A 21,475-nucleotide genomic window follows, 5' to 3' on the forward strand; every position below is an offset into this window, starting at 1 on the left:
CCGTGAGCAGCCTGCACGCGGTCCGGGAGGCCGACCTCGACGCGATCGCAGCGGGGGCGGTGGTCTTGGGCTGCGGCGGGGGCGGCGATCCACGCCTGTTCGTGGAGATGCTTCGTCCACTCATTGCGTCCACTTCGGTAGAGGTCGTCGCGCCGGAGAAGTTGCCCGACGGGGCACTGGTCATGCCGCTGGGAATCGTCGGATCGGCTCTGGCTTTGGAGGAGCAATTGCCATCCGGGCGTGAGTTTTCCGATACTGCAGCAGCTTTGACTCGGTGGACCGGGAAGCGTCCGACCGCAGTGATGACGTTCGAAGGCGGTGGACTCAACGCTCTTTCCGGCATTGCGGCGGCGCTGGCGTTGGGAGTTCCCGTCGTCGACGCGGACCTGCTCGGTCGGGCGATGCCGCGGCTCGATCACTTCTCTCTCGCCGCAGCCGGATTGGAATTGTGCCCGGTCACCCTCGCCCAGCCAGGCGGCCTGATCACCGTTATTGACGGAGTGGATGTGCTGGGCGCCGAGGTAGCAGTGCGCTCTCTGATCGGGCGAACCAGCGGTTGGGGCGCTCTGGCGATCGCGTCGATCGATGCGCGGACCGTGCGGGAGGCCTGTATTCCGGGAACTCTCTCCCGAGCGCACGAACTGGGGCAGCATATCGGTGCCCTCGGCAGTTGGCAGGAGATCGCCGGAAGCGCCGGAGCGCGGGTGCTGGGGACAGGCCGAGTGCGTGCGGTGCGTCGTAGCCGCCCGGGCGCAGACGATCGTCGAGGCAACGTGATTCTCGAACACGATTCTGCGGTGATGCGAGTCGAATTCGAGAGTGAATTCCTGACCGTCGCGTTGGATGGCGAGATGATCGCAACATGCCCGGACATCGTGACGCTGCTCGACGTCCGGACCGGTGCCTTCGTCTCGTGTGAATCCGTGCACCAGGGTCAGGATGTAGCTGTCTTGGTCCTGCCCGGCCCACCGTGGTGGGCGGACGAGGTGGGCAGATTGAAGGTTGTCGGCCCGCGGGCGTTCGGAATCGACCATGACGCGGTGCTGATGGAGGCGCGATGAGCGCGAGTGTTTCGGCGTTGCTGAACAACCCGGTCTTTGTCGGGTTGTATCGACTCGCGGGCGAGGGCGACCCCGTCGTCACGACAGTGGGGGCACTCACCGGCGAATCGGCACAGTCGGCGGAGGCAGTGTCGGGTGCGGCGGGTTCGGGATCGGTTCTGGTGATTCTCGATCGAATCGATGTGGGGGAGTGGAGATTCGATGCGCTCCTTCGACGCACGGCAGCGACCGGGTGCCAGGTAGTCGCTGTTCACAGCACTGCGGCCGGGGATGTGAGTCTCTCGTTGCTCGCGGATCGGCTCGGGCTGGTGGTGCTCGGGGTCTCCGACCCTTGGCAGTTCAGCGTGGATCTTCGTGATCTTCTCTCGAATTCGCGTGCGGTGATGGCTGACGCAGTACTGCGGGCGACACACGCGGGCCAACGAGCCGGCGGAAGCGTCGAGAATCTTCTGTCGGTGTTACTGAACACCTTTCAGCGTTCGTTCATTCTCCTGGACTCGTCCGGACGTCCGCTGACGGGCGCTGAGCTCTTGTCAGAGGCTGATCGAGCAGGCGCGGGTACTTTGTCGGGTCGTGGGGCACCGACCACCGTCGAGTTGGACTCCGGTGGGGTCCTGATCGCGTGCCCGGTGATGTCCGGCGCGGCCAGAGAGCCCTGGCTGGCTGTACTGCTTCCGGTGCGACAGAGCGTCGAAGAGGCCTCTCTCTCAGTGGTTCTCGACGTTGCCTCGTTGGCTGTCGGGCACCGCCTGGCCGTTGCACGCATGGTCGACGAGCGTGAAGCGCGCCGGCGCAGCGCGTTGCTCGGTGAACTGATCGACACGTCCGCAGACGCCACACCCGGACTGCTCCGGCGCGCACTCGACGCGGGTTGGGTGCTGGACGGATGGCACATCGGCATCAAAGTCCTGGCGGTGGGTGAGGTCGACCTGGTCGCCAGGCGCAGTGAAGTTGCAGACGCCCTCGCCGCCGAGGGGATCGACGCCACTGTCGTCGAACAGGCTGACGGCTGGGCGGCGTGGACGACTCTGCCAGGTGAGCCGCGTCCGGAGGCGATCACCAGGATTGCCGAGAGTATTCGTGCAGGTCAAGCCCGATTGGGGCCCACCATGGAGACATGGGTGGGAGTGGGACGCGCGCACGATGGGCCAGCCGGAATCGGAGCGTCTCTGTCGGAGGCGGGGGATGCCTCTCGGCTCGCCGGTTCCCGGTCGCAAACGGGCCGATTCCTGCACGTGGACCGGCTGGGGTTGGCGCAGTTGCTACTGGCGTGGACGCGAACCGACACGTTTCAGCCCGCGGCCGCGGCACTGCTCGCGCCGCTACGAGATGCGAGTGGGGAGTTGCTGGAGACGCTCTCGACGTACCTCGACGAAGAATCGTCTCTGGCTCATACCGCCACTCGAATGGGCTTGCACCGCAACACCGTATCGAGTCGTATCGATCGAATTCAGCGACTTCTCTCGGTGGATCTGGCCGATCCGGAAACCAGGCTTGCGCTCCACCTCGCCTGTCGGACGATCGCGCCGTGACGACGGTCTTCCCAGCTTCGTCTTGACAAGCACGGGAGGTTCCTGCCATCCTCGTTGCCAGGTCACGAGTACCAGTGTTCAGCCCCGGCTTGCTGGTCGGCAACCCTCCTCCGCGGTGGGGTGCTCCGGGTGACGACCCGGCTGCGTTCGAAAACGAATGCGGCAAGCGCGGACTCTTCCGGGGCCATCTCCCGACGAACGAGTCCTTGAACGTGAGGATTGTCTTCGATGACTGCTGTATTGAGTGCCGACACCTGCTGCACCGCTCCGATCGCCAAGGTTTCGGGTGCCGACCTGCAGGTTCCGCTGGTTCAGGGCGGCGAATGCTCCTACGCCAACTTCGACTACGCCGCGAGCGCGCCGGCATTGGCCCAGGTCACCGACCGTATCGCCGAGTTGTTGCCGACGTACGCCAGTGTTCACCGCGGTGCCGGCTACGCGTCCCGGATCTCCACGCTCACCTACGAGAACGCTCGTGAATCCGTTGCCCGTTTCGTGAACTGTGCCGACGATCAGGTCGTCGTCTTCACGCGGAACACCACTGATTCGCTGAACTTGCTGGCCCAGTGCGTCCCCGGCAGCACCGTTGTCCTCGACGTCGAGCATCACGCAAACCTGTTGCCGTGGAACGACGCTCGTATCGTCACCGCTGCAGACACCATCGAAGAGACGATCGAGCGGCTGATCGGTGAACTGTGCACCAAGCCTGCTGCGCTGCTCGCAATCACCGGCGCCTCCAACGTGACCGGCGAGATCCTGCCGATTGCACGCTTGGCCGACATCGCGCACCGTTGCGGCGCACGTATTCTCGTCGACGCTGCTCAGTTGGCTCCCCACCGTCGCATCGACCTGCAGGAATGCGGCGTCGACTACGCGGCGTTCTCGGGCCACAAGCTCTACGCGCCGTTCGGCGCCGGCGTACTGGTCGGACGCCGTGACTGGCTCGACGAAGCTCAGCCGTACCTCGCCGGCGGAGGCGCCGTGCGTGAGGTGACCGTCGAGTCCACCGAATGGGCTTGCGCGCCTGCACGTCATGAGGCCGGTTCCCCCAACGTGCTCGGTGCGGCAGCAATCGCGACCGCATGCGAAACCCTGCACGCCCTGGACTTCGACGTCATCGCCGAGCATGAGAAGGCACTCACCGCACAGCTCACCTACGGATTATCCGCCATCGAGGGAGTCTCGTTGGTGCGACTGTGGAACGACGCACCGGACGCCGTCGGAATCGTCACCTTCACCGTCGACGGATTCGAAGCCGGCGAGATCGCCGCATTCCTGTCCGCAGAACACGGCATCGGAGTTCGCGACGGTCGCTTCTGCGCACACCCGGTTCTCGCGCGCCTCGGTCTCTCCGGCGGCGCCGTCCGCGCCAGCCTCGGGCTCGGTAGCAGTTCGGACGACGTGACGCGCTTGGTCGACGCCGTGAACATCCTGGTTTCGAATCAGCGTGATTGGAAGTACGCGAAGACGGCCGGAGCGTGGAACCCCGTGCCCGAGACCCGCCCCTTCCTCGGAGCTGCCGACGACAACGCCGGCGCAGCCGAGTGCGTCTGAGCTGAGCTCGGTCCCCGAAAACTCGAATGGACAACTAGCATGGCAGCCATGGCACCAGCGGATTTTCCCGCCACCCCTTCGAGAGTGAGCATCACTCTCGGTCAGTGGTGCCGTCGTCATGTCGATCTGTGCCGTACCTCGTCAGGAATGTGTTCGAGCTGACGATTCGTCTCGCTCATCCCACACTTTTCTGATTTTCGGAGGTCGCACATGTCTTCACTCGCTTCGCATTCTCTGCACGTGGCGGTCGAGTTGACCGGATCCGGTCACCATCCGGCCGCTGAGGGCGCACCAGGAAACCTGCCGATCATCGGCGGCGACTACTGGGTTGACCTCACCGAGAGCGACAGGGCTCTCGATTTGGCTTCATTCCCTACCAATGTGGTTCGGATTCGCGCTGCGGATCTGCGTGAGGCGCAGCTCGAACGCGCACGGATCCGTGCTGTTGTCGCCGAAGAAGGCCGCGATCCCGACAGCGTCGCAGTGTTGGTCGATCTCGAGATTCTGATCGCACCGGAAGCTCGCTCCGCCCGAAAAGAGCTTGCACAGTTGGACAGTGCGTTGACTGCTCCGCGGGTCCCGGTTTCGCTTCACTACGTCGGAACACCCTCCGGGCTCGGCAGTTTGATCGCCGATATCCGAGCTGCCGAGGTCGCCGACGGCGTTACGCTGCTCCCCCTCGCCTTGCCCCGCACACTCGAACATCTGGTGGACAGCACCATTCCGTGGCTCCAGGATCGCGGACTTGTCACACCGTCCACCGCAGTCGACGAAGTGCTCGGTCGTTTCGGACTGCCGCCCCGTCAGCGCACGCTCGCGTCCTGATCACCGATCGCATCTGCGTACAGGTGGAACAGCGACGGTAATTCGTCTGCACCGTCCACCTGTGCCAGAAGCGCCCAGCACTGTGCCGTGACGAAGCGCGCCCGCGTGCCGATCCAGTTGGTGGGCAGCAGTTCCGGCGGCAGCAGAGGGTCCGGCTCCATGGCTCGCGTGAATTCCGCCGCGAGTTCGATGGTCATCGTGACAGCATCGGTGCCCGGAGTGTTCTGCAGTTTCTCCAGGCGCACAGTCGCTACGTCGAGCAGCCGTTCGTATCCGGCTGCGATCTCGTCCAGCGGCCACAACTGTGCGGCAATTTTCACGGGGTCTTCGAGCCTGCCCACTTTCAGATCCCGAGTGGTGAGAGAAGACAGGTGCTGTTCGACGTCGAGTTCGGCGGCCGCATCGAGAACGTACGGTTCCCAGGCGTGCGGCGAGACGTACAGACCGCCCTGGACGAGCGCGCCGCCGAGGTATACGACCCTGGTGCGCAGCGCATCTCGCGCTTTCCGTGACGACTCCGGAATTGCGAATCCGACCAGATGCCAATACCCGTCCCACGGTGTCGCAGTGTTGCGATCTTGTTGATAGGCCAGTCGAACGAATTCGACGTCGGGTTCCATCTCGCGCACGGCTTTCGGCGTTGCTCGTAGCGTGGCCTGCCGCCCGCGACCTTCCTGAGTGAACTTCCCCTCGGTGACCAACCGCTTGATGCACAGCCGAACCTGTTGATCTGTTTTGTCGAGGGCGTCGGCGGTGGCATAGAGGGTGCGCCCGTCGACAGTTCCGTCCGTGCGCAGTAGACCCTCGATCAAGATCCTCGTGGGCACATCGACGTCCCTGTCCGTCATTGCCGTGTCCTTTCCTTGCCTCTCGACATCTTCGCCCATAACTGTACTATCGAATGCAATACGATCGTTTCAAATTCGTACGTTAGGCGGGAAGATGGCAGTGGGATCGGTGAGTGAGAGGAAGAGTGGCCATCGTTTACGCAGGTGGATGGTTACTTCCCTGGCAGTGGTCGTTGTTCTGATCGTGGGTCTGGTGGGCTGGACGCTGTACCAGAACACCTATGACATCCGTGAGGAAAAAGTGACGATCTCCGGGGGATCGGTGCCGCTCCAGGGAGTCCTTGCACTGCCCGAACACGGTGACGGTCCCTTCGGGCTCGTGGTTTTCGTCCACGGAGACGGGCCGGTCGATGCAACACACGAGACCTTTTACAGGCCGGTCTGGGAGGCGTTCGCCAAGGCCGGGTACGCGTCACTCTCCTGGGACAAGCCGGGGGTGAATGGGGCACCGGGCAATTGGCTCGATCAGAGCATGGACGATCGGGCGGCGGAAACGGAAGCGGCAATCGAGTGGGCACGGGGCCGTTCGGACGTCGATCCGTCTCGTATCGGTCTGTGGGGTGCGAGCCAGGCAGGGTGGGTGATGCCCAAGGTGGTGAACCTCGATCCGGACGTAGCGTTCGTCATTGCCGTGGGTCCGGCAATCAACTGGCTCCAACAAGGCGAATTCAATACTCTTGCCGAACTTTCCGAGAGAAATGCGTCGGCCGACGAATTCGAGAAAGCGCGGGTCGATCGTGCGAAGAACTTGGATCAGTTGGCCCGTGATGCAACGTTCGGCGATCTCGTGGCCTCCGGCGAGGCCGACGGTCTCACCGAAGACCGATGGAACTTCATCCGAAAGAACTACCGATCGGATGCGCGAGCCGATCTCGAAACCGTGAGGGTTCCGGTGCTCTTGATCATCGGCGGACAAGACGTCAACGTCGACGTGGCAGACACCGAAAGGGTGTATCGCGAAGTGCTCGACGCTCCAGGGCAATTGGTGGTCGAGAAGTATCCCGACGCAACCCATTCGATTGTGGACAAGAACCTCGAAGACTCGGAAGTGATGTCGGCTCTGGTAGCCGTTCTTGCTCCCCGTTCGATCTTCGCTCCTGGTTATCTAGCGGATCAGACTGCATTCTTGGAGGGAATTCGTGGCTGACGGAATTACGGTTGTCGCTCTGGGCGGCGCCGGTGCGATGGGCTCGGCAGCAGTTCGACTGGCTGCAACATTGCCGGGAATCGGCAGCGTAGTAGTCGCGGATCGTGATATCGATGCTGCGAATCGTCTTTCAATTGACCTGGCTCAGGCATCAGCGCAAGTCGAGGCGCGCAGCATCGACGTCACGGACGGTCGCACGCTACGTGAATTGTTGGACGACGCAGACGTGATCATCAATACCGTAGGCCCGTTCTTCCGTTTCGGTGTCGGCATTCTCCAGGCAGCGATCGAGACCGGGACTCACTATCTCGACATCTGCGACGACTGGGAACCGGCCGTCGACATGCTGGAATTGAATTGCGCTGCCAGGGAAGCCGGAATCTGTGCGGTAGTGGGCATGGGCGCAAGTCCCGGGATGAGTAATCTCCTGGCCGCGATGGCAGTCTCGCGATTGGACGTGGTCGACGACCTGTACACAGCCTGGCCGGTTGATGTCGAAGGCGAGGACGAGTCGGTAGACACATTGAGTGCAGCCGCCGTTCACTGGATGCAGCAGATCAGCGGCAAGGTGCCGGTCGTTCGTGCGGGACGAATCGTCAAAGAAGCACCGTTGCGTTCCATTGCACTGGAACTGCCCGGCGGACGCCGCGGAAACGCTTACGTGGTCGGGCATCCGGAGCCGGTGATGTTTCATCGAACCTTCCGCCCCTCAGGTCATTCGGCAAATCTGATGGTGATCACACCGGAAACCGTTGCGTTTCTCGACGTTCTACGTTCGGATATCGACAAGGGCAGAATCGATCTCGACTCGGCCGCTGAAGAATTGGGCAAGCCCTCGCTCAGCCGGATGATCCGTGCTGCGCCTCGCATGCTCACGCGCGCCGACCACGGATCCTTGCCGTCGTTCTTCGCCTCGGCCACAGGGGTGCTCGATGGACGAAAGACGCGCGTCGTGGCACGGATCGCTGATGATTCACCGGTATCGGAGTTGCTGTCGGACATGGCCGGTGCAACCGGAATCCCCTTGGCGCTCGGCCTTGCTCAGGTGGTGTCGCGGCTGGCCGACGGAACGATCTCTGATCGGGTCGGTGTGCACTCAGCTGAGAGCGCCATCGACCCGGAAGTTCTGTTCACTGCACTGGCGCGGTTGTTCGATCGAACCGACTGGAGTGAGATCGTCACCGTCGAATCCGAGTTCAGCTAGTCAGTTCGCGGCGTGTGATCCGATGCGACTTCGGATTTCGGTCTCGACACGATCCGGATCTTTGGGGCTGAACGAAGGCGCTCCGCGACCGGCGAGGGTGAGTACCACCGCGGTTTCCTTCCACGGGCGTGAAAGATCCAGGCTGTACCACGAGCTGAAATCTGTTGTTCCCCAAATTCGTAGGCGTCCACTCAGCCATGACATGACGCCGAGGTCGACGGTTTCGATCTGCGAGTACGGAACGAACTTGCTGACAAACGGAAAGTAGTAGTGGCGGATCGTGACGCCCTGATCGCCGATCCGGACCGTCCTGTCCTCGTAGATGGTCGATGTCCCTGCACTCACAGTGATAACCCGGTTCCTGCTGTTCGATGTACTTGGAGGTTTCCCGAAAACCAACCATACAGTCTCTACTGAGTCGGGACGCTTGCGGCGTGTGTCAGGTTCTGATGTGCCTTGTGGCGACGAGATCGCTGACCGCGATCTGCGCATTGCCGATTGCCGTCTGCACTGGTTCGCAACTGCTCGACGCTCTGGCGAGGGCGAGAATCGCGGTGAGTAGGGCGGCGTCGGGTTCGCCTGCGAACGGCCCGCTCTCGATGTCGAACTTTCCGCTTCGCAACTGCTTTCGGGCGTTGGTGCCAAGTTGCGAAATGACCTCGTCCATTGCGGCCAGGCATTGGGCGAGTGCGCCGATCGACCAGTAGAGATCGGCGGCGACGATGGGTGTCTCCGATGCCACGGTGCCGGCGCGGCGCAATCGGTGATGGGTGTCGAGGAGTATCTCCGGCAGTCTGTGGTCTACGCAGTGTTCCATCCCGCCGCCTTCGTAAGGTGTAAAGTTGGGTTATTCAATTACGGTAAAGCAGGGCGGTAAGGGATGCAAGTAGTTTTAGACGATTACGTCGCCGGTGCGTCGTTCGCGACCGACCTGGTCAATACCTCACCCCGAGTGTGGGTGGAGGCAGGGGACGCGTTGCCTGACCCTCAGGCGCTTCACGATCTACTCGGTGAACACGGACTCTCGCCGGATGCGCTCCCCAACGGGCGTCGGCCTACCCGCGGTGAACTTGCCGACGTGCAGGCGCTCAGAGAGGAGATTCGTTCGATTCTCGATGCTCCGACCTGCGACGAGCTCGTTGATCGCACTCATCGACTCCTGCAAACCGTCCCGCATCACGTTCGGCTCGTGCCTGATTTTCAGGACGACTATCGGTGGAATGCACTACCGGACGGCACAATCGATCTCGCGGGTGAACTCACGTTGTCGATCGGATACTCGTTGCTGGGAACTCTGCGCACATTGGGGTACGAACGATTCCGCCCATGCGCGTCGCCGACATGCAACGGGGTGTTCGTCGATACCAGTCGGGGAGGGCGACGCCGCTACTGCATGCCTGCGTTGTGCGGCAATCGAATCAACGTCGCGAATCACCGTCAACGACAGCGTTCTACTTAGTCGTCAACGACAGCGTCGTACTTAGCCGTCAACGACAGCGTCGTACTTAGCCTCTGCGCTCGCTCGGTCGATAGTGACAATCGAACAGAGTACGACCGACTGTATGGGGCACTTCAACGAGATACAGACCACGTCAGTCCCGCACGATTGTCGCCATGGCAACTTCTAGTAGATGGCGGCTCGTATGAAAGCCCGTTCTGTCTCCGCGACAGCAGTTATCAGCGTTGGCGTATTCACCCTGGCCGGGTGTGGCGGCGCATCCAGTCCCGAAGGTTCGGTCGGTGAGTATGCACAGGACGGCAGTTTCACGACCGTCATCAACGCCGATCCGGGAAATCTGCACCCTCTGATCACCAATCTTACGTCGACTCAGATCGTGAACGCGTACTCGTACGATTCGTTGATCGACATAGACGCGCAAACACGCACTGTGCGTCCGTATCTGGCAGAAAGCTGGAGTGAAGAAGGGAACACACTCAAGTTCGTGCTCAAGAAGGGTATTACGTGCGCCGACGGCACTTCCTTCACCGCACAGACCGCGGCCGATGACATCAACTGGGTCATGGACCCTGAAAACGCTTCACCGCTACGCGGATCCACCGTACCGTTGTCGACGGTCGCGTCCGCGGACGGTGACGAACTGACGGTGACTACAGCCGAACCGGCACCCTTCTTGCTCTCTCGAATCGGCGCGTTGCGGCTGCCGTGCGCTGCGACGCTCGACGACCCGGCCAGTATCCGTTCGAGTAGTAACGGAACGGGTCTGTTCAAGGTCACCGAAGTTGTTCCCAACGATCACATCACGATGGAACGCCGCGACGGCTACACCTGGAGTCCGAACGGGGAGACCACTTCCGACACTCTCGGGGTACCGAAGACGGTGACGATCAAGATTGTCACCGATCCGAGTACGACCGCGAATCTTGTTCTCACCGGCGGAGTGAATGCCGCGGCAGTGACAGGTTCGGACGAGGAACGAGTCTTGGCCGCAGGTCTGGATTCGAAGACCTACACCACGTTGTCCGGCGAGTTCATCTTCAATCATTTCGCGTCTCTACCCACGTCGGACCGCGCTGTGCGGCAGGCGCTCGTTCAAGCAGTCGATCTGGACGACTACACCGAGATCACCACCGGCGGAAAAGGAACCCGCGCACGCGCCCTTGCGGTTTCGGAACCCCTTGCCTGCGACTACAACAGTGTCGAAGGAACGATCCCCGAATTCGACGTCGACGCGGCAAAGAAGACGTTGTCCGACGCAGGCTGGAAGGCAGGGGCCGACGGCGTCCTGACGAAGGACGGGCGACCGCTTGCACTCAACGTGATTTTCAACAACTCGCGCGATACGAACTCTGCCGCCGCGGAATACGTGGCAACCCAGTGGGAAGGACTGGGTGCGAAGGTGAAGCTGACCGGCGGCGACTACAGTTTCGTCATCGCCAACACGTTCAGCACCACCGACCTGTCGTCGTGGGACGTTTCCATCGGTTTGACGCTGGGGAGTGATACGCCGAGTATCTTTGCCAAGTACTTCACCGGCCCGCCGAAGCCCGAAGGAGTGAACTTCGCTTCCCTCGACAACAAGAAGTACATCGAATTGTCCACTGAGGCTTCGCTTCTTCCCGGCGACGAGTCCTGCAAGATCTGGGAGGAAAGTGAGCGGGCATTGTTCAACGACATCGACCTGCTTCCGGTGTCGACGACACCTGCTCACATGTTCTTCAACGGAGCAACGTCGATCTACCCACCTTCGAGCGGAATCCTCCCGGGCTCGGCGATCCGGGTCTTGAAGTAGACCACCCGCTAACGCTCACTTTCGGGTATTGATCATCCGAAGTGCAAACCGAAATACCACCGCGGCACCCGCACCTGCAGCCAGGCCGGCGACGACATCGGCAAGTAGAACACCGACGCCTATGCCGAGGACGGCAGCAGCGGCGACGGCAAGGGCGACGTCAGCACGAGGAGCGGCGATCGCGGCATCCTTTCCCCGAGTATCGAACGAGCACTCATCTCAACGGAGCATGTCACGAAACTGTCGTCCGCAGGTGTATCAACCGCAAAACGCCTCGAACGCGTCGGCCCCGGCGGAGTTGAACTCCGCCGGGGCCGACAATGCGTCTTGCTCGCTGGCTCAGTGCGTCGGGACGGATTCCTTCGACGTGGTCGGGGAGGTATCGGAGTGATCGCTACCAATCTCCTTGCGGGAGTTGGAGCTGTTGAACCGAGGGAGGAAGCCGGCCAGGACGAGCGCGATGACGGCGGATCCGGCAGCGAGAGCCATGACGACGCGGAAAGCGTTCTCCGACGGCAGCGTTGCCCCGCCGATGGACATGGTCATCTGGGCGATGACGACACCCGCGATGGCGCTGGCGAATGATGTACCGAGGGAGCGCATCAGGGTGTTGAAGCTGTTGGCTGCTCCGGTCTCGGACGGAGGAACAGCGCCCATGATGAGAGCGGGCATTGCGCCGTAAGCCATACCGGTGCCTGCACCGATGATCACGGCGATCACAACCAGTTCCCAAATCGAGTGCATGGCGAAAATACCGATGCCGTAACCGATTGCGACCACAACGGCGCCGAGCATGAGCGTCGCCTTGGGGCCGTGCGAATTGGTGATGCGTGAGGACAGCGGAGAGATGAGCATCATGATGATGCCGGAGGGAGCCATGACCAGACCTGCGGTGAGCATCGAACCGCCGAGGCCGTAACCGGTGACTTCAGGCAACTGGACGACCTGGGGAAAGACCATGCTGGCGGCGAACATCGCGAATCCGAACACGATGGATGCGAGGTTGGTGAAGAGCACCTGGCGGCGGATGGATACGCGTAGATCGACAAGGGGCTTGGGGGTACGTAGTTCCCACCAGGCCCAGAATCCGAATATCACGATCGAGGCGCCGAACAGGGAAAGCGTGAGCGTGCTCGTCCAACCCCAGTCGCCACCCTTGGAAATAGCAAGGAGTAGAGCGATGAGGGCTGCCGAAAGCGAGATTGCCCCGCCGAAGTCGAACGTGCCACCCGTGCGAACCGTCGATTCGGGGACCAGGACGACAACGAGACAGGCCGCGAGTGCGCCGAGAACTGCAGAAGCCCAGAACAAAACGTGCCAGTCTGCGTATTCCGCGATCAGAGCCGCTATCGGAAGACCCAGAGCACCACCGACTCCCAGCGAAGCGCTCATCATGGCAACGGCGCCGGCAAGCTTCTTCGGCGGAAGCACGTCGCGCATCACGCTGATACCCAGCGGGATGACGCCGGCGGCAAGGCCCTGCAGGATTCGGCCCGCAACGAGCGGGATCACACTCGAGCTGAGTGCGCCGACCACCGAACCGGTCACCAACAGCGCCATGCTGATCAGGAGCAGACGGCGTTTGCCGAACATGTCGCCCAAGCGGCCCATGGTCGGGACGGCGACGGCGGCGGCGAGCAGCGTGGCGGTCACAGCCCACGCGGTATCGGACGCCGGCGCATTCAGGTATTCGGGCAGGTGCGGGATGATCGGGATGACCAGCGTCTGCATGAGCGAGACGACGATTCCGGAAAACGCCAGTACAGCCACCACTGCCGTGGTGGCTGGTGACTTCGTCGTCTGTGGCGGCGTTGTCGGTGGTGGAGAAGTGGTTGACGACATTGCGGTAACTCCATCGGAGGAAGAACGAATTATGGTTTAAGTCAGTTGCTTGAACTAAAGTTAAATCAAGTGACTGACTCAATGGAAGGGTGTGTCGACGATCGTGACGAACGTCTCCGGTACCGAGCAATTTCGGACGGTCGAGGATGATGGTGGACATGACTACGAGGACTGAGGATGCGACGGCCGACGCCGGCGGCGCGGCAAACTCCGCGCGTTCTGCCGCAACCCGAGACCGCATCCTCGCCGTCGCCGAGCAGTTGTTCGCCGAACACGGAGTCTTCGCGGTGTCGAACCGTCAGGTGAGTGAGGCGGCGGGCCAGGGCAACAACGCCGCCGTCGGTTATCACTTCGGGACCAAGACCGATCTGGTCCGGGCGATCGTGAACAAACATTCTCGGCAGGTGGAGAAGAAGCGTGGTGAACTGCTGCGTGAGATCGAAGGGTCCGAGGATGTTCGTGACTGGATTTCGTGTCTGGTTCGGGCGTCGACCGATCACTACGCCGAAATGGGTGGCCCGACGTGGTACGCGCGGTTCAGTGCGCAGATTCTCACCGATCCGGTCCTGCGGAAGATCGTCTACGACGAGGTGCTGGCCTCGCCCACTCTTCAGGAGACCCTTCGTGGACTTTCGGCCTGTCTGACTGACATGCCGATGAGTGTTCGACGTGCCCGCGCAGACATCGGACGAAATGCGATCGTGCACATGTTCGCCGAACGTGAGCGCGCACTTGCAGAATCAGGGCCGGGCGAGGTCACGTCGTGGGAAGACTTCACCACCGACCTCGTCGACGCACTGGTGGGTCTTTGGACTGCCCCGATCACCCGCTGACCGACCGTTCTCCGGCGCTGTCCAACAGTTCGGGAGGGGCACTGCCCAAGGGACCCCGTGTCGGTGGAAGATCCAGGAGCAGGCCGACTCCGGCAAGAATGATGACAAGCCCGCTGACGAGCGCGAAGGTGACAGGCTCGTTCAACCACAGCACTCCGATGGCCGACGCCGAAATCGGAACCAGAAGAGTGACGGCTGAAGCCGCGACAGGACCCGCCTGGCGAATTATCCAGAAGTACACCAGGTAGCCACCGGCGGTAGCCCCCAGTCCCAGGGCGGTCACTGCGATCAGTGGACCGACGGTCACGGGCCCCGGCGGGGGAGCGATGGCGGACACAGGTACCAGTAGGACAACCGCGGCGAGCTGCTGGCCGAGGGCAAGTGTCATCGGTGGAGTGCCCTGGAACGATTTTCGTGTGTAGACACCACCGACCGCGTACAGCAGTGCCGCAGTCAAAGATGCGCCGATGGCCAGCATTGCGCGACTGTCGAGCGCTGACGGAATCCCGCCGACGAGCACCGAGACGCCGGCAATGCCGATCGCGACACCCGAGACTTTTCGCCAGGTGATCTTTTGCCTAAGCCAGAACGCGGCAACGAACACGGTGAACATCGGCGTCGTGGCATTCAGGATCGACGCCGTCGACGAGTTGAGGCCGACGATCGCAGTTGCAACGAGGGTGAGGGGGCCGGCGACGTTGAGGGCTGCCAGCAGTAGGAATGCGGGAAACCGGGAACCGACCGCACGCCAGGTCGATCTGCTGGAAGCCGTTATCAGCGCGAGAACCAACGCTGCAACAATGAAGCGGCCGTGCGTCGTGCCGACGGCGCCGAGAGTTGGTGCCGCCACAGCAACCAGGGGGAACGAGCTTCCCCAGAGCGCGCCGACCAACAGCAAAGCTCCAACTACGGCGAATCGGCTGCCACCGATTGCTTTCCAGTTCTTCATTGAGCCTCTTCGTCGAAGACCTTGTGGGTATGGTCTGTGTACTGACCTAACTTATACCCCCTATAGGTATCAATGTCGCATCCTTGTGGCGTGGGAGGCGAGTGAGGGCTGGGTGATCGATTCTTCGTTCTCCTGCAGTGGCTTACATGATCGAGGGGAGTGAAATGTCGACAGGACTCTCCTATGGTTTCTGGCTCACATACCTATAGGGGGTATGCTCGGAATGTGTGAGCTCGCTTCCCGGGTCACGTCCGTCCGTTAGAGAACAGGAATCGCAATGAGTAGCTGTGGCTGTGGCAATACCCCGACGACAGACGACAACGGTGCTGTAGGCGCTGTCGGTACGGCGATGCCACCCGGTGGAGAAGACCTACTCAACTCGGGGAGTAGCGAACTCGTCGAATGTCGAGTCATGCCCGGTAGCGTGATCGAAAAGACGCGTGCCGAGGCCGAGGGCCTGTTTCGTGACTACGAAGGCAACCGGTACTGGTTCTGCTGCAAGGGTTGTGGACCACGGTTCGACGCAAATCCCAGGAAGTATGCCAACGCGAGCTGAGTAAAAAGTGGTGGTGCAGGCGATGCCTGCACCACCACTTTCTTCCGTCAGTGCAGTGAATGAGTTGCGCCGTTACTCCGCGCCGACGTCCTACGTGCCGAATGGTGGAGACAGGTCACGTGGCGCGCTGTCAGATCGACTGACGGTAGCCGAAGAACTCGTGATCTGCTCGATCGCTTGGGCATCGTCGTAGATGCCCACATCCCTTCAATTTCTCACTGCAGCAACGATTTTATGTGTTCGATGTTTCGTGTCGGCCTCGCGCGGCTTCGGTATCGTGAGGTTCGATGTGCTTGCGGCGGACGAAGAGCACGATCGCCAGGGCCAGCATGGTCAGTACGGCGACAATCGCGAGCGGGTACGAATGATCCGGGGTCGTCATACCGGAGATCAAGGAAAAGTCCCACAAGCCGTGCACCACGGTGGGTATCAGCAGGCCCCCGGTACGTCGCCGAATGATGTACAAGAAGTAGCCGGCCACGATGGTGCTGAACACCTGGAGAAAAGCTTTGGGGCCTTCGGAGAACAGGTTGGTCGAGTGCGCCAACCCGAAGATGACGGTGCTCCACAGGGCAACTTTCTTTTCGGAGAAGCCGTTGCTGCGGAAGCAGGTGATTCCGATTCCTCGGAACATCGTCTCCTCGGTGAGGCCGACGAGAAGGCAAGTAAGAAGAAGGAGTGCAACGAACGTGAGGTCCTGGTCGGCGAGACCTGGGTAGTCGGTGACCACAGCGATCGAAATGACCATCATGATCGGTACGACGATCAACCAGCGTTGTACCGGTCGGTCGTCGATCCACACCGGACGCCACCATCGCAGGCATGCGACTGCCCCGTATACGAGGACGAACGACGCTCCGACCGGCACGATGAGCGAACGCCACAACTGGTCGATGTCGGTCGGAGCTGCGTAGCTGATTTCTTCGTCTCGGGTCAGCAGGAACCCTAATCCTTGAATGACAGCGAGATATACGATCACGAGGGCCACGAACGCTGCGACGGAAAGCCGGCGGCCGGCAACGGTGCGGGATGAAGGCGGGGATGTCGTCATGGGATCGAGGCTAGAAGCCCGTACACGGTTGCACCAAACGAAACCCCCGAGGGAGAAATCCTGGTCATGAATCTCTCCGGAGGTTCCGGAGCGGCCATTTACCTGGAGTTCCATGGTGTGGACGCACTTTTCGGGTTGCAACCCATCGAATTTCGTTCTATTGCAGAGTGATTCGGCACTGCCGGCGCAACCGGTGATTCCTTGGGGGCAGGCTGCCGAATCAGACGGTGCGAGCGCAGGCGCACTGGGTCGCGGCCAGGGTGCATTCTCCTTGCGTCGTTTCGTAAGTCGCAACAGCGCTCGATGATGCCGGCGTCTCGGTGCCCGTCTCCCGGGGCCAAAGTGCGAACCCTGCAACGGCTCCCACTGTGGCCAGGGCGGCGAGGATGGTCCAGGTGACCGCAAATCCCGCGCTCGAACCAACCCACCCGGCGATCGGGTAGGTGACGAGCCAGGCGAGGTGGGACAGGGAGAACTGGGCTGCGAACACCTCCGGTATACCTGCGGGTTCGACGGAGCGCCGAAGCACCTTTCCGGTCGGTGTGACGATCATGGCCATCCCGGCGCCGACGAGTGCCCACACTGCGGCAGTCAGTATCCACGTGAATATTCCTGCCACGGCGAGGGAGGCTGCGGCGCCGGCACTGAAGGCCAGCACAATGGAACCTGCTGTCATCACTGTTCGTTCGGCGGTTCTGTCGAGGACGCGCGGTAGAAGCAGCGCGGTTACCAACGTGCCGGTGCCTGACGCGGCAAGCATCCACGCCACGTCGGATTGGGTTCCACCGAGCTCGTCGCGGACGTAGTTGACGGTGTTGACGACGACGATCGAGCCGGCCGCTGCCACCACGAGATTGAGGGCCATGATGCCGCGCAGTCGCGGCGTGGTCACGAAGATTCGCACTCCCGACGCGATCCGATCCCACGCCTTTCCGTGAGCGCTGGGACGAGCGTTGGGGATTCGAGTGGCCAGCACGAGTAGTGCCGAGACGGCAAAGCCCGCGGAGGTGGCGACGAACAACAGGTTGAATGTCATGAAGGAAAGCGCGATCGCGGCGAGAACGGGGCTGAGCAGGCTCTCCATCGTGTAGGCGACCTGCGACGCCGACAGCGCACGGGTGAAATCGGCCTCGTCGGTCACGATGTCGGGAATCACCGCCTGGAACGTGGGAGTGAACGCTGCCGACGCAGCTTGCAGAACGCCTACCAGCACGTAGATGTGCCAGATCTCGCTGACGAAGGGCAAGGCGAGCACAACCGCTGCGCGTATGGCGTCGAGCGCGACGAGGAAAGCCCGTCTCGGCAACCGGTCTACGTACGCCGCCGCGAGCGGAGCGATCACGACGTACAGCGACATCTTGATCGTCAGCGCGGTGGCGAGCACCGCTCCGGCGCTGGGTCCGGCCAGTTCGTAGGCGAGTAGACCCAGGGCAACCGTCGCCAACCCGGTGCCGAACAGCGCGATGATCTGGGCGCTGAAGAGCAGGCGATAGTCGCGAATCAAGAACAGACGCATGCTGTTCCGCTCCGGTGCGGTCCTAGCGGTCCGGTTCATCTGGTTTCACTCCCGCGACAAGGTTGAAAGCTCCGGTCAGGATATTGAGGGCCACGATTCCGACTACGTCGGCGATCTCGCGATCACCGTAGCCGTACGCTCGAAGGCCCGCGATGTGTTCGTCCGAAATCGAGGCAGGTTCCCGATAGACGCGAAGTCCGAGGTCGATCATCGCCGCGATGGCGGGATCGGCCGATGTGCCCGCGCGGGCGCGCTCGATCTCGTCCAACTCGACGCCGTTGGCGTGCGCGGCGGCAACGTGGGCTTCTAGGCACACGGCGCAACCTTGCTGGACCTGCACAGCGATCGAGATTCGCTCGGTGATCTTGCGGCTGAGTTTCGCGCGCTTCATTGCGCGGCTGAGTTCCAGATAGCCGCCCAGCACTGCGGGCGAGTGAGCCATCGCCGCGACCATGTCGCCGACCTGTCCGTGACGGTTGACGAGCTCGGCGAGAAGGTCTTTGGATGTGCCGACAGCGGTGGCCGGTGTGAGAGGTGCAAGGCGAGGCATGACAAGTCCTAAGTGGTTCCGACGGTGGTGGGTTCGGCCGGTGATCGTCGGCCGAACCCACCACCGGAGTTGGTCAAGAATTGACGCTGGATCTAGCGGTTTCAGACTCGTCGACCTTGGGCGAGCGCATGACTACCGCGGTGATACCTGCGCCCACTACGGCGATGGCGGCTGCACCGAGGAATACCGCGGAGAACCCGTTCGTCAACTCCGTCAGGTCACCGAGTTGATCGGCGCCGAACACCGCTGCGATCGCGGTCATCACCGCGAGACCGACAGCCGAGCCGACCTGGTAACTGACGTTGACGATGCCGGAGGCCAATCCGCCCTCTTCCGGGCGTGCGGCCGAAATCGCCGTACCCAGTGAGGGAATGAACGCCAGCGTCATACCTGCAGCAGCCACCAGCGACGCCGGCAGTACGTCGACCCAGAAGTTGCCGGTGGGCCGGATCAACGACATCCACCCCAATCCGATTCCCAGTACCAGCAATCCGGCCACGATCATTGCTTTCGCGCCGAATCGCGCCATGGCCCGTGGTGCCACCACGATCATGCCGAGCATGACGAAGATGGTCATGGGCAGCAGCGCTGCACCGGCCGGGAAGGCGCTGTATCCGAGCACTTGCTGCAGGTACAGGTTCAGGAAGAACCACATCGGTATCCAGGCGGCGCCGAGCACGAGCTGAGCGATGTTCGCGGCACCGAGGTTGGGCGCCTTGAAGATTCCCAGACGCACGAGAGGTTCACGACGCTTGGACTGGATCAGTACGAATGCGCCCAACAGAGCGGCCGAAACGGCGAGCGCCAGCCAGGTCTGCCCGGATCCCCACCCGACGTCAGGTGCTCTGACGATGCCGAAGACTCCGACAGCGAGGCCTGCGGTGACGGCCAGTGCGCCGAGGAAATCGATCGAACCGGTACGTGCCGGTGCGTTCGGCATCAGGAAGGGGGTAGCGATCAGCGCGACGACGGCGATGGGAATGTTGAGATAGAACACCCAAGGCCAGCTGGTGTATTCGGTGATGACGCCGCCGAGGAACACGCCGGCCGTACCGCCTGCCGGGGCGGCAGCGCCGTAGATGGACAGCGCCTTGGTCATTTCCTTCTGCGTGCTGCCGAACAGCATCATCAGCAGAGTGAGCGCCGAGGGGGCGATGAGTGCTGCGCCTGCGCCCTGAACTGCGCGGCCCGCAAGTTCGACGGCCACGTTACCGGCGGCACCGGCGACAACGGAACCGATCAGCAGGATCAGCCAACCAGCGGAGAACACTCTGCGAGCGCCGAACAGGTCGGACAGGCGGCCGCCGAGGAGGAGTAGCCCGCCGAACGCGATGACGTATGCATTGAAGACCCAGGTCAGGCCTTCCTGGGAAAAGCCGAGGTCGCTCTGCATCTGGGGGAGAGCGACACCGATGATCGACGTGTCCATGATGACCATGAACTGAGCGGCGGCGATCAACGCCAACGCCCACCACTTACGTGTGGATTTCGGTTGTGTGGACATTCTGAATTCCTTACCTGTACGGGGTATAGGTGATGCTTGCGTGGTCAGGGTGGCGTCATGAGCGAGCCACTGCGACATCGGCGCAGTGCTGCGAGGAAATGCACGGGAAAGGGGCGCTTTTCGAACTCGGTCGGCCGACGCTCGGCGTGGGTGCGCATCGGATCTCCTTCGAGTGAATTCACGGTGTTCGAGTAGTTCGTTGCATACCCTAGGGGGGTATGGTACAAATTGCAACAGCTTCGATTTCGAAGAACGCAGAACCCAACGCAAACGGCAACGAAAGTGCTGCCGACCTAGGCTCGGGAGGGCAAGATGTCCAGCAATAACGGCTACACATTGGAATTGGCAACGTCGGAGGCATCAGTCGGCAGCAATGTGCCTCTACAGTTTCGGATCCTGGATTCGGCGGGAACTCCGTTGACTCGGTACACCGATACCCACGACAAGCAGCTGCATCTGATCGTGGTCGGCCTGGACCTGACCGGATTCCAGCACGTGCATCCTGAATTGGATGAGAACGGAAACTGGCATGTGTCAGTAGATTTCGATCACCCAGGCGACTATCGAGTCTTCGCGGACTTCACGCCGGTCGGTGGTGACGGAATCACACTGAGCGCAGATGCGCGCGTCGCCGGCTCCTACGAACCTCGGCCGTTGCCTGCCGCCGCTAGTGTCACGACGGTCGACGGGTACACCGTCTCTGTCGAAGGTGAAGCCCATGCGGGCCAGACATCGAAGCTCACACTCTCGGTCAGTCGAGACGGAATCCCCGTCACGGACTTGCAGCCCTACCTTGCCGCCTACGGGCATCTGGTCGCGTTGCGTGCCTCCGACCTCGCGTATCTCCACGTCCATCCGGACGGCTACCCCGGTGACGGCGTCACACCGGCCGGACCGGCAATCACCTTCTACGCCAACATGCCGAGCGCCGAGGATTACCGATTGTTCTTGGACTTCAAACATGGCGATGTGGTGCGTACCGCGGAATTCACACTGACTGCCGACAACGCGACCACGCCTGAGTCCGAACGCGCGCATCACGCCCACCACGGGCACTGAGACCGTATGCGATTCGCAGCAGCGGGAAAACGGGCATCGCTAATCGCCATGCACCCATCTGTTCGTGCAGTAGCGAAGTGCGTGGCGATGTGCGCAGTGATTGCTCTGCAGGACAACGGAAGCCGAAGAGTATCCGCACATCGCCCCGGGAATGAGAATTGTTGCGACGTCACGCGTTGACGAACAGGAGGAC

Annotated in this window: 20 protein-coding genes and 1 riboswitch; of the genes, 11 read left to right on the forward strand and 9 right to left on the reverse strand. The window is 61.9% G+C overall.

Annotated features, from left to right (window positions below):
* The first annotated feature begins 2 nt into the window (after window positions 1-2).
* From ABWI03_RS26140 to ABWI03_RS26155, 4 genes are all read left to right on the forward strand, one after another.
* A complete protein-coding gene (locus ABWI03_RS26140; protein ID WP_298773462.1) occupies window positions 3-1,061 on the forward strand; it encodes a DUF917 domain-containing protein in 1,059 nt (352 codons plus the stop codon).
* Window positions 1,058-2,593 (forward strand): PucR family transcriptional regulator, encoded by a 1,536-nt coding sequence (locus ABWI03_RS26145; protein WP_353798714.1) that lies wholly within the window; start codon window positions 1,058-1,060, stop codon window positions 2,591-2,593. Before ABWI03_RS26140 ends, ABWI03_RS26145 begins: the two co-directional genes overlap by 4 nt.
* Window positions 2,594-2,653: 60 nt before the next feature.
* Window positions 2,654-2,768: riboswitch (SAM riboswitch) on the forward strand.
* A gap of 53 nt (window positions 2,769-2,821) precedes the next feature.
* The gene (locus ABWI03_RS26150) at window positions 2,822-4,147 is read left to right on the forward strand and encodes an aminotransferase class V-fold PLP-dependent enzyme (protein ID WP_298773469.1); all 1,326 of its coding nucleotides are present in this window, start codon (window positions 2,822-2,824) and stop codon (window positions 4,145-4,147) included.
* A gap of 210 nt (window positions 4,148-4,357) precedes the next feature.
* Complete coding sequence (locus ABWI03_RS26155) at window positions 4,358-4,972, forward strand: LLM class oxidoreductase (protein ID WP_298773472.1); 615 nt, start codon at window positions 4,358-4,360, stop codon at window positions 4,970-4,972.
* On the opposite strand, the gene ABWI03_RS26160 is transcribed toward ABWI03_RS26155, so the two are convergent.
* A complete protein-coding gene (locus ABWI03_RS26160) occupies window positions 4,951-5,859 on the reverse strand; it encodes a PaaX family transcriptional regulator C-terminal domain-containing protein (RefSeq protein ID WP_353798715.1) in 909 nt (302 codons plus the stop codon). The two genes, ABWI03_RS26155 and ABWI03_RS26160, sit on opposite strands and share 22 nt — an antisense overlap.
* Before the next feature lie 109 nt (window positions 5,860-5,968).
* On the opposite strand from ABWI03_RS26160, the gene ABWI03_RS26165 reads away from it, so the two are divergent.
* Complete coding sequence (locus tag ABWI03_RS26165; RefSeq protein ID WP_298773474.1) at window positions 5,969-6,967, forward strand: alpha/beta hydrolase family protein; 999 nt, start codon at window positions 5,969-5,971, stop codon at window positions 6,965-6,967.
* On the forward strand, window positions 6,960-8,171 hold the full coding sequence (locus ABWI03_RS26170) for a saccharopine dehydrogenase family protein (RefSeq protein ID WP_298773476.1): 1,212 nt from the start codon (window positions 6,960-6,962) through the stop codon (window positions 8,169-8,171). Before ABWI03_RS26165 ends, ABWI03_RS26170 begins: the two co-directional genes overlap by 8 nt.
* On the opposite strand, the gene ABWI03_RS26175 is transcribed toward ABWI03_RS26170, so the two are convergent.
* Window positions 8,172-8,516 carry a PH domain-containing protein gene (locus ABWI03_RS26175; protein ID WP_095973418.1) on the reverse strand — a complete coding sequence of 115 codons (345 nt, stop codon included), beginning with the start codon at window positions 8,514-8,516 and terminating at the stop codon, window positions 8,172-8,174. It abuts the gene before it with no gap.
* A 94-nt stretch (window positions 8,517-8,610) separates the two neighbouring features.
* Window positions 8,611-8,988, reverse strand: coding sequence for a hypothetical protein (locus ABWI03_RS26180; RefSeq protein ID WP_298773479.1), 378 nt, complete (start codon window positions 8,986-8,988; stop codon window positions 8,611-8,613).
* A 63-nt stretch (window positions 8,989-9,051) separates the two neighbouring features.
* Between ABWI03_RS26180 and ABWI03_RS26185 the strand changes: the two genes are divergently transcribed.
* Together ABWI03_RS26185 and ABWI03_RS26190 are read left to right on the forward strand one after the other, a co-directional pair.
* Complete coding sequence (locus ABWI03_RS26185) at window positions 9,052-9,630, forward strand: CGNR zinc finger domain-containing protein (RefSeq protein ID WP_298773481.1); 579 nt, start codon at window positions 9,052-9,054, stop codon at window positions 9,628-9,630.
* Between the two features lie 184 nt (window positions 9,631-9,814).
* Window positions 9,815-11,422 carry an ABC transporter substrate-binding protein gene (locus tag ABWI03_RS26190; protein ID WP_095973445.1) on the forward strand — a complete coding sequence of 536 codons (1,608 nt, stop codon included), beginning with the start codon at window positions 9,815-9,817 and terminating at the stop codon, window positions 11,420-11,422.
* A 339-nt stretch (window positions 11,423-11,761) separates the two neighbouring features.
* Here ABWI03_RS26190 and ABWI03_RS26195 read toward each other — a convergent pair whose 3' ends face one another.
* Window positions 11,762-13,264, reverse strand: a complete 1,503-nt coding sequence (locus tag ABWI03_RS26195) for an MFS transporter (protein WP_298773484.1) — start codon at window positions 13,262-13,264, stop codon at window positions 11,762-11,764.
* Between the two features lie 158 nt (window positions 13,265-13,422).
* Here ABWI03_RS26195 and ABWI03_RS26200 point away from each other — a divergent pair, with 158 nt between their 5' ends.
* Window positions 13,423-14,097, forward strand: coding sequence for a TetR/AcrR family transcriptional regulator (locus ABWI03_RS26200; protein WP_298773486.1), 675 nt, complete (start codon window positions 13,423-13,425; stop codon window positions 14,095-14,097).
* Here ABWI03_RS26200 and ABWI03_RS26205 read toward each other — a convergent pair.
* Window positions 14,087-15,046 carry a DMT family transporter gene (locus tag ABWI03_RS26205; protein WP_298773488.1) on the reverse strand — a complete coding sequence of 320 codons (960 nt, stop codon included), beginning with the start codon at window positions 15,044-15,046 and terminating at the stop codon, window positions 14,087-14,089. The genes ABWI03_RS26200 and ABWI03_RS26205 overlap by 11 nt on opposite strands.
* A 277-nt stretch (window positions 15,047-15,323) precedes the next feature.
* On the opposite strand from ABWI03_RS26205, the gene ABWI03_RS26210 reads away from it, so the two are divergent.
* Complete coding sequence (locus ABWI03_RS26210; RefSeq protein WP_124569008.1) at window positions 15,324-15,602, forward strand: YHS domain-containing protein; 279 nt, start codon at window positions 15,324-15,326, stop codon at window positions 15,600-15,602.
* Window positions 15,603-15,834: 232 nt separating this feature from the next.
* Here ABWI03_RS26210 and ABWI03_RS26215 read toward each other — a convergent pair whose 3' ends face one another.
* From ABWI03_RS26215 to ABWI03_RS26230, 4 genes are all read right to left on the reverse strand, one after another.
* Window positions 15,835-16,653 carry a CPBP family intramembrane glutamic endopeptidase gene (locus ABWI03_RS26215; RefSeq protein ID WP_298773491.1) on the reverse strand — a complete coding sequence of 273 codons (819 nt, stop codon included), beginning with the start codon at window positions 16,651-16,653 and terminating at the stop codon, window positions 15,835-15,837.
* 220 nt (window positions 16,654-16,873) lie between these two features.
* Window positions 16,874-18,208, reverse strand: coding sequence for an MFS transporter (locus tag ABWI03_RS26220; protein ID WP_298773493.1), 1,335 nt, complete (start codon window positions 18,206-18,208; stop codon window positions 16,874-16,876).
* The gene (locus ABWI03_RS26225; RefSeq protein WP_124569005.1) at window positions 18,192-18,719 is read right to left on the reverse strand and encodes a carboxymuconolactone decarboxylase family protein; all 528 of its coding nucleotides are present in this window, start codon (window positions 18,717-18,719) and stop codon (window positions 18,192-18,194) included. Before ABWI03_RS26225 ends, ABWI03_RS26220 begins: the two co-directional genes overlap by 17 nt.
* 73 nt (window positions 18,720-18,792) lie before the next feature.
* Window positions 18,793-20,223: an MFS transporter gene (locus tag ABWI03_RS26230; RefSeq protein WP_095970775.1), complete on the reverse strand. Its 1,431-nt coding sequence runs from the start codon at window positions 20,221-20,223 to the stop codon at window positions 18,793-18,795.
* Between the two features lie 312 nt (window positions 20,224-20,535).
* Here ABWI03_RS26230 and ABWI03_RS26235 point away from each other — a divergent pair, with 312 nt between their 5' ends.
* Window positions 20,536-21,282: a DUF8832 domain-containing protein gene (locus ABWI03_RS26235; RefSeq protein WP_298773495.1), complete on the forward strand. Its 747-nt coding sequence runs from the start codon at window positions 20,536-20,538 to the stop codon at window positions 21,280-21,282.
* The last annotated feature ends 193 nt before the right edge of the window (window positions 21,283-21,475 follow it).

It is taken from the genome of Rhodococcus baikonurensis, assembly GCF_040489275.1.
Taxonomy (GTDB): Bacteria; Actinomycetota; Actinomycetes; order Mycobacteriales; family Mycobacteriaceae; genus Rhodococcus_F; species Rhodococcus_F baikonurensis.

Excerpts from the sequence above, each read along its gene's own strand:
- ABWI03_RS26150 (WP_298773469.1), top strand. The coding sequence starts at position 2,822 with ATGACTGCTGTATTGAGTGCCGACACCTGCTGCACCGCTCCGATCGCC.
- ABWI03_RS26225 (WP_124569005.1), bottom strand. The coding sequence starts at position 18,719 with ATGCCTCGCCTTGCACCTCTCACACCGGCCACCGCTGTCGGCACATCC.
- ABWI03_RS26160 (WP_353798715.1), bottom strand. The coding sequence starts at position 5,859 with ATGGGCGAAGATGTCGAGAGGCAAGGAAAGGACACGGCAATGACGGAC.
- ABWI03_RS26185 (WP_298773481.1), top strand. The coding sequence starts at position 9,052 with ATGCAAGTAGTTTTAGACGATTACGTCGCCGGTGCGTCGTTCGCGACC.
- ABWI03_RS26230 (WP_095970775.1), bottom strand. The coding sequence starts at position 20,223 with ATGTCCACACAACCGAAATCCACACGTAAGTGGTGGGCGTTGGCGTTG.
- ABWI03_RS26195 (WP_298773484.1), bottom strand. The coding sequence starts at position 13,264 with ATGTCGTCAACCACTTCTCCACCACCGACAACGCCGCCACAGACGACG.
- ABWI03_RS26220 (WP_298773493.1), bottom strand. The coding sequence starts at position 18,208 with ATGAACCGGACCGCTAGGACCGCACCGGAGCGGAACAGCATGCGTCTG.
- ABWI03_RS26215 (WP_298773491.1), bottom strand. The coding sequence starts at position 16,653 with ATGACGACATCCCCGCCTTCATCCCGCACCGTTGCCGGCCGCCGGCTT.
- ABWI03_RS26180 (WP_298773479.1), bottom strand. The coding sequence starts at position 8,988 with ATGGAACACTGCGTAGACCACAGACTGCCGGAGATACTCCTCGACACC.
- ABWI03_RS26165 (WP_298773474.1), top strand. The coding sequence starts at position 5,969 with ATGGTTACTTCCCTGGCAGTGGTCGTTGTTCTGATCGTGGGTCTGGTG.
- ABWI03_RS26145 (WP_353798714.1), top strand. The coding sequence starts at position 1,058 with ATGAGCGCGAGTGTTTCGGCGTTGCTGAACAACCCGGTCTTTGTCGGG.
- ABWI03_RS26210 (WP_124569008.1), top strand. The coding sequence starts at position 15,324 with ATGAGTAGCTGTGGCTGTGGCAATACCCCGACGACAGACGACAACGGT.
- ABWI03_RS26155 (WP_298773472.1), top strand. The coding sequence starts at position 4,358 with ATGTCTTCACTCGCTTCGCATTCTCTGCACGTGGCGGTCGAGTTGACC.
- ABWI03_RS26235 (WP_298773495.1), top strand. The coding sequence starts at position 20,536 with ATGTCCAGCAATAACGGCTACACATTGGAATTGGCAACGTCGGAGGCA.
- ABWI03_RS26200 (WP_298773486.1), top strand. The coding sequence starts at position 13,423 with ATGACTACGAGGACTGAGGATGCGACGGCCGACGCCGGCGGCGCGGCA.
- ABWI03_RS26205 (WP_298773488.1), bottom strand. The coding sequence starts at position 15,046 with ATGAAGAACTGGAAAGCAATCGGTGGCAGCCGATTCGCCGTAGTTGGA.
- ABWI03_RS26190 (WP_095973445.1), top strand. The coding sequence starts at position 9,815 with ATGAAAGCCCGTTCTGTCTCCGCGACAGCAGTTATCAGCGTTGGCGTA.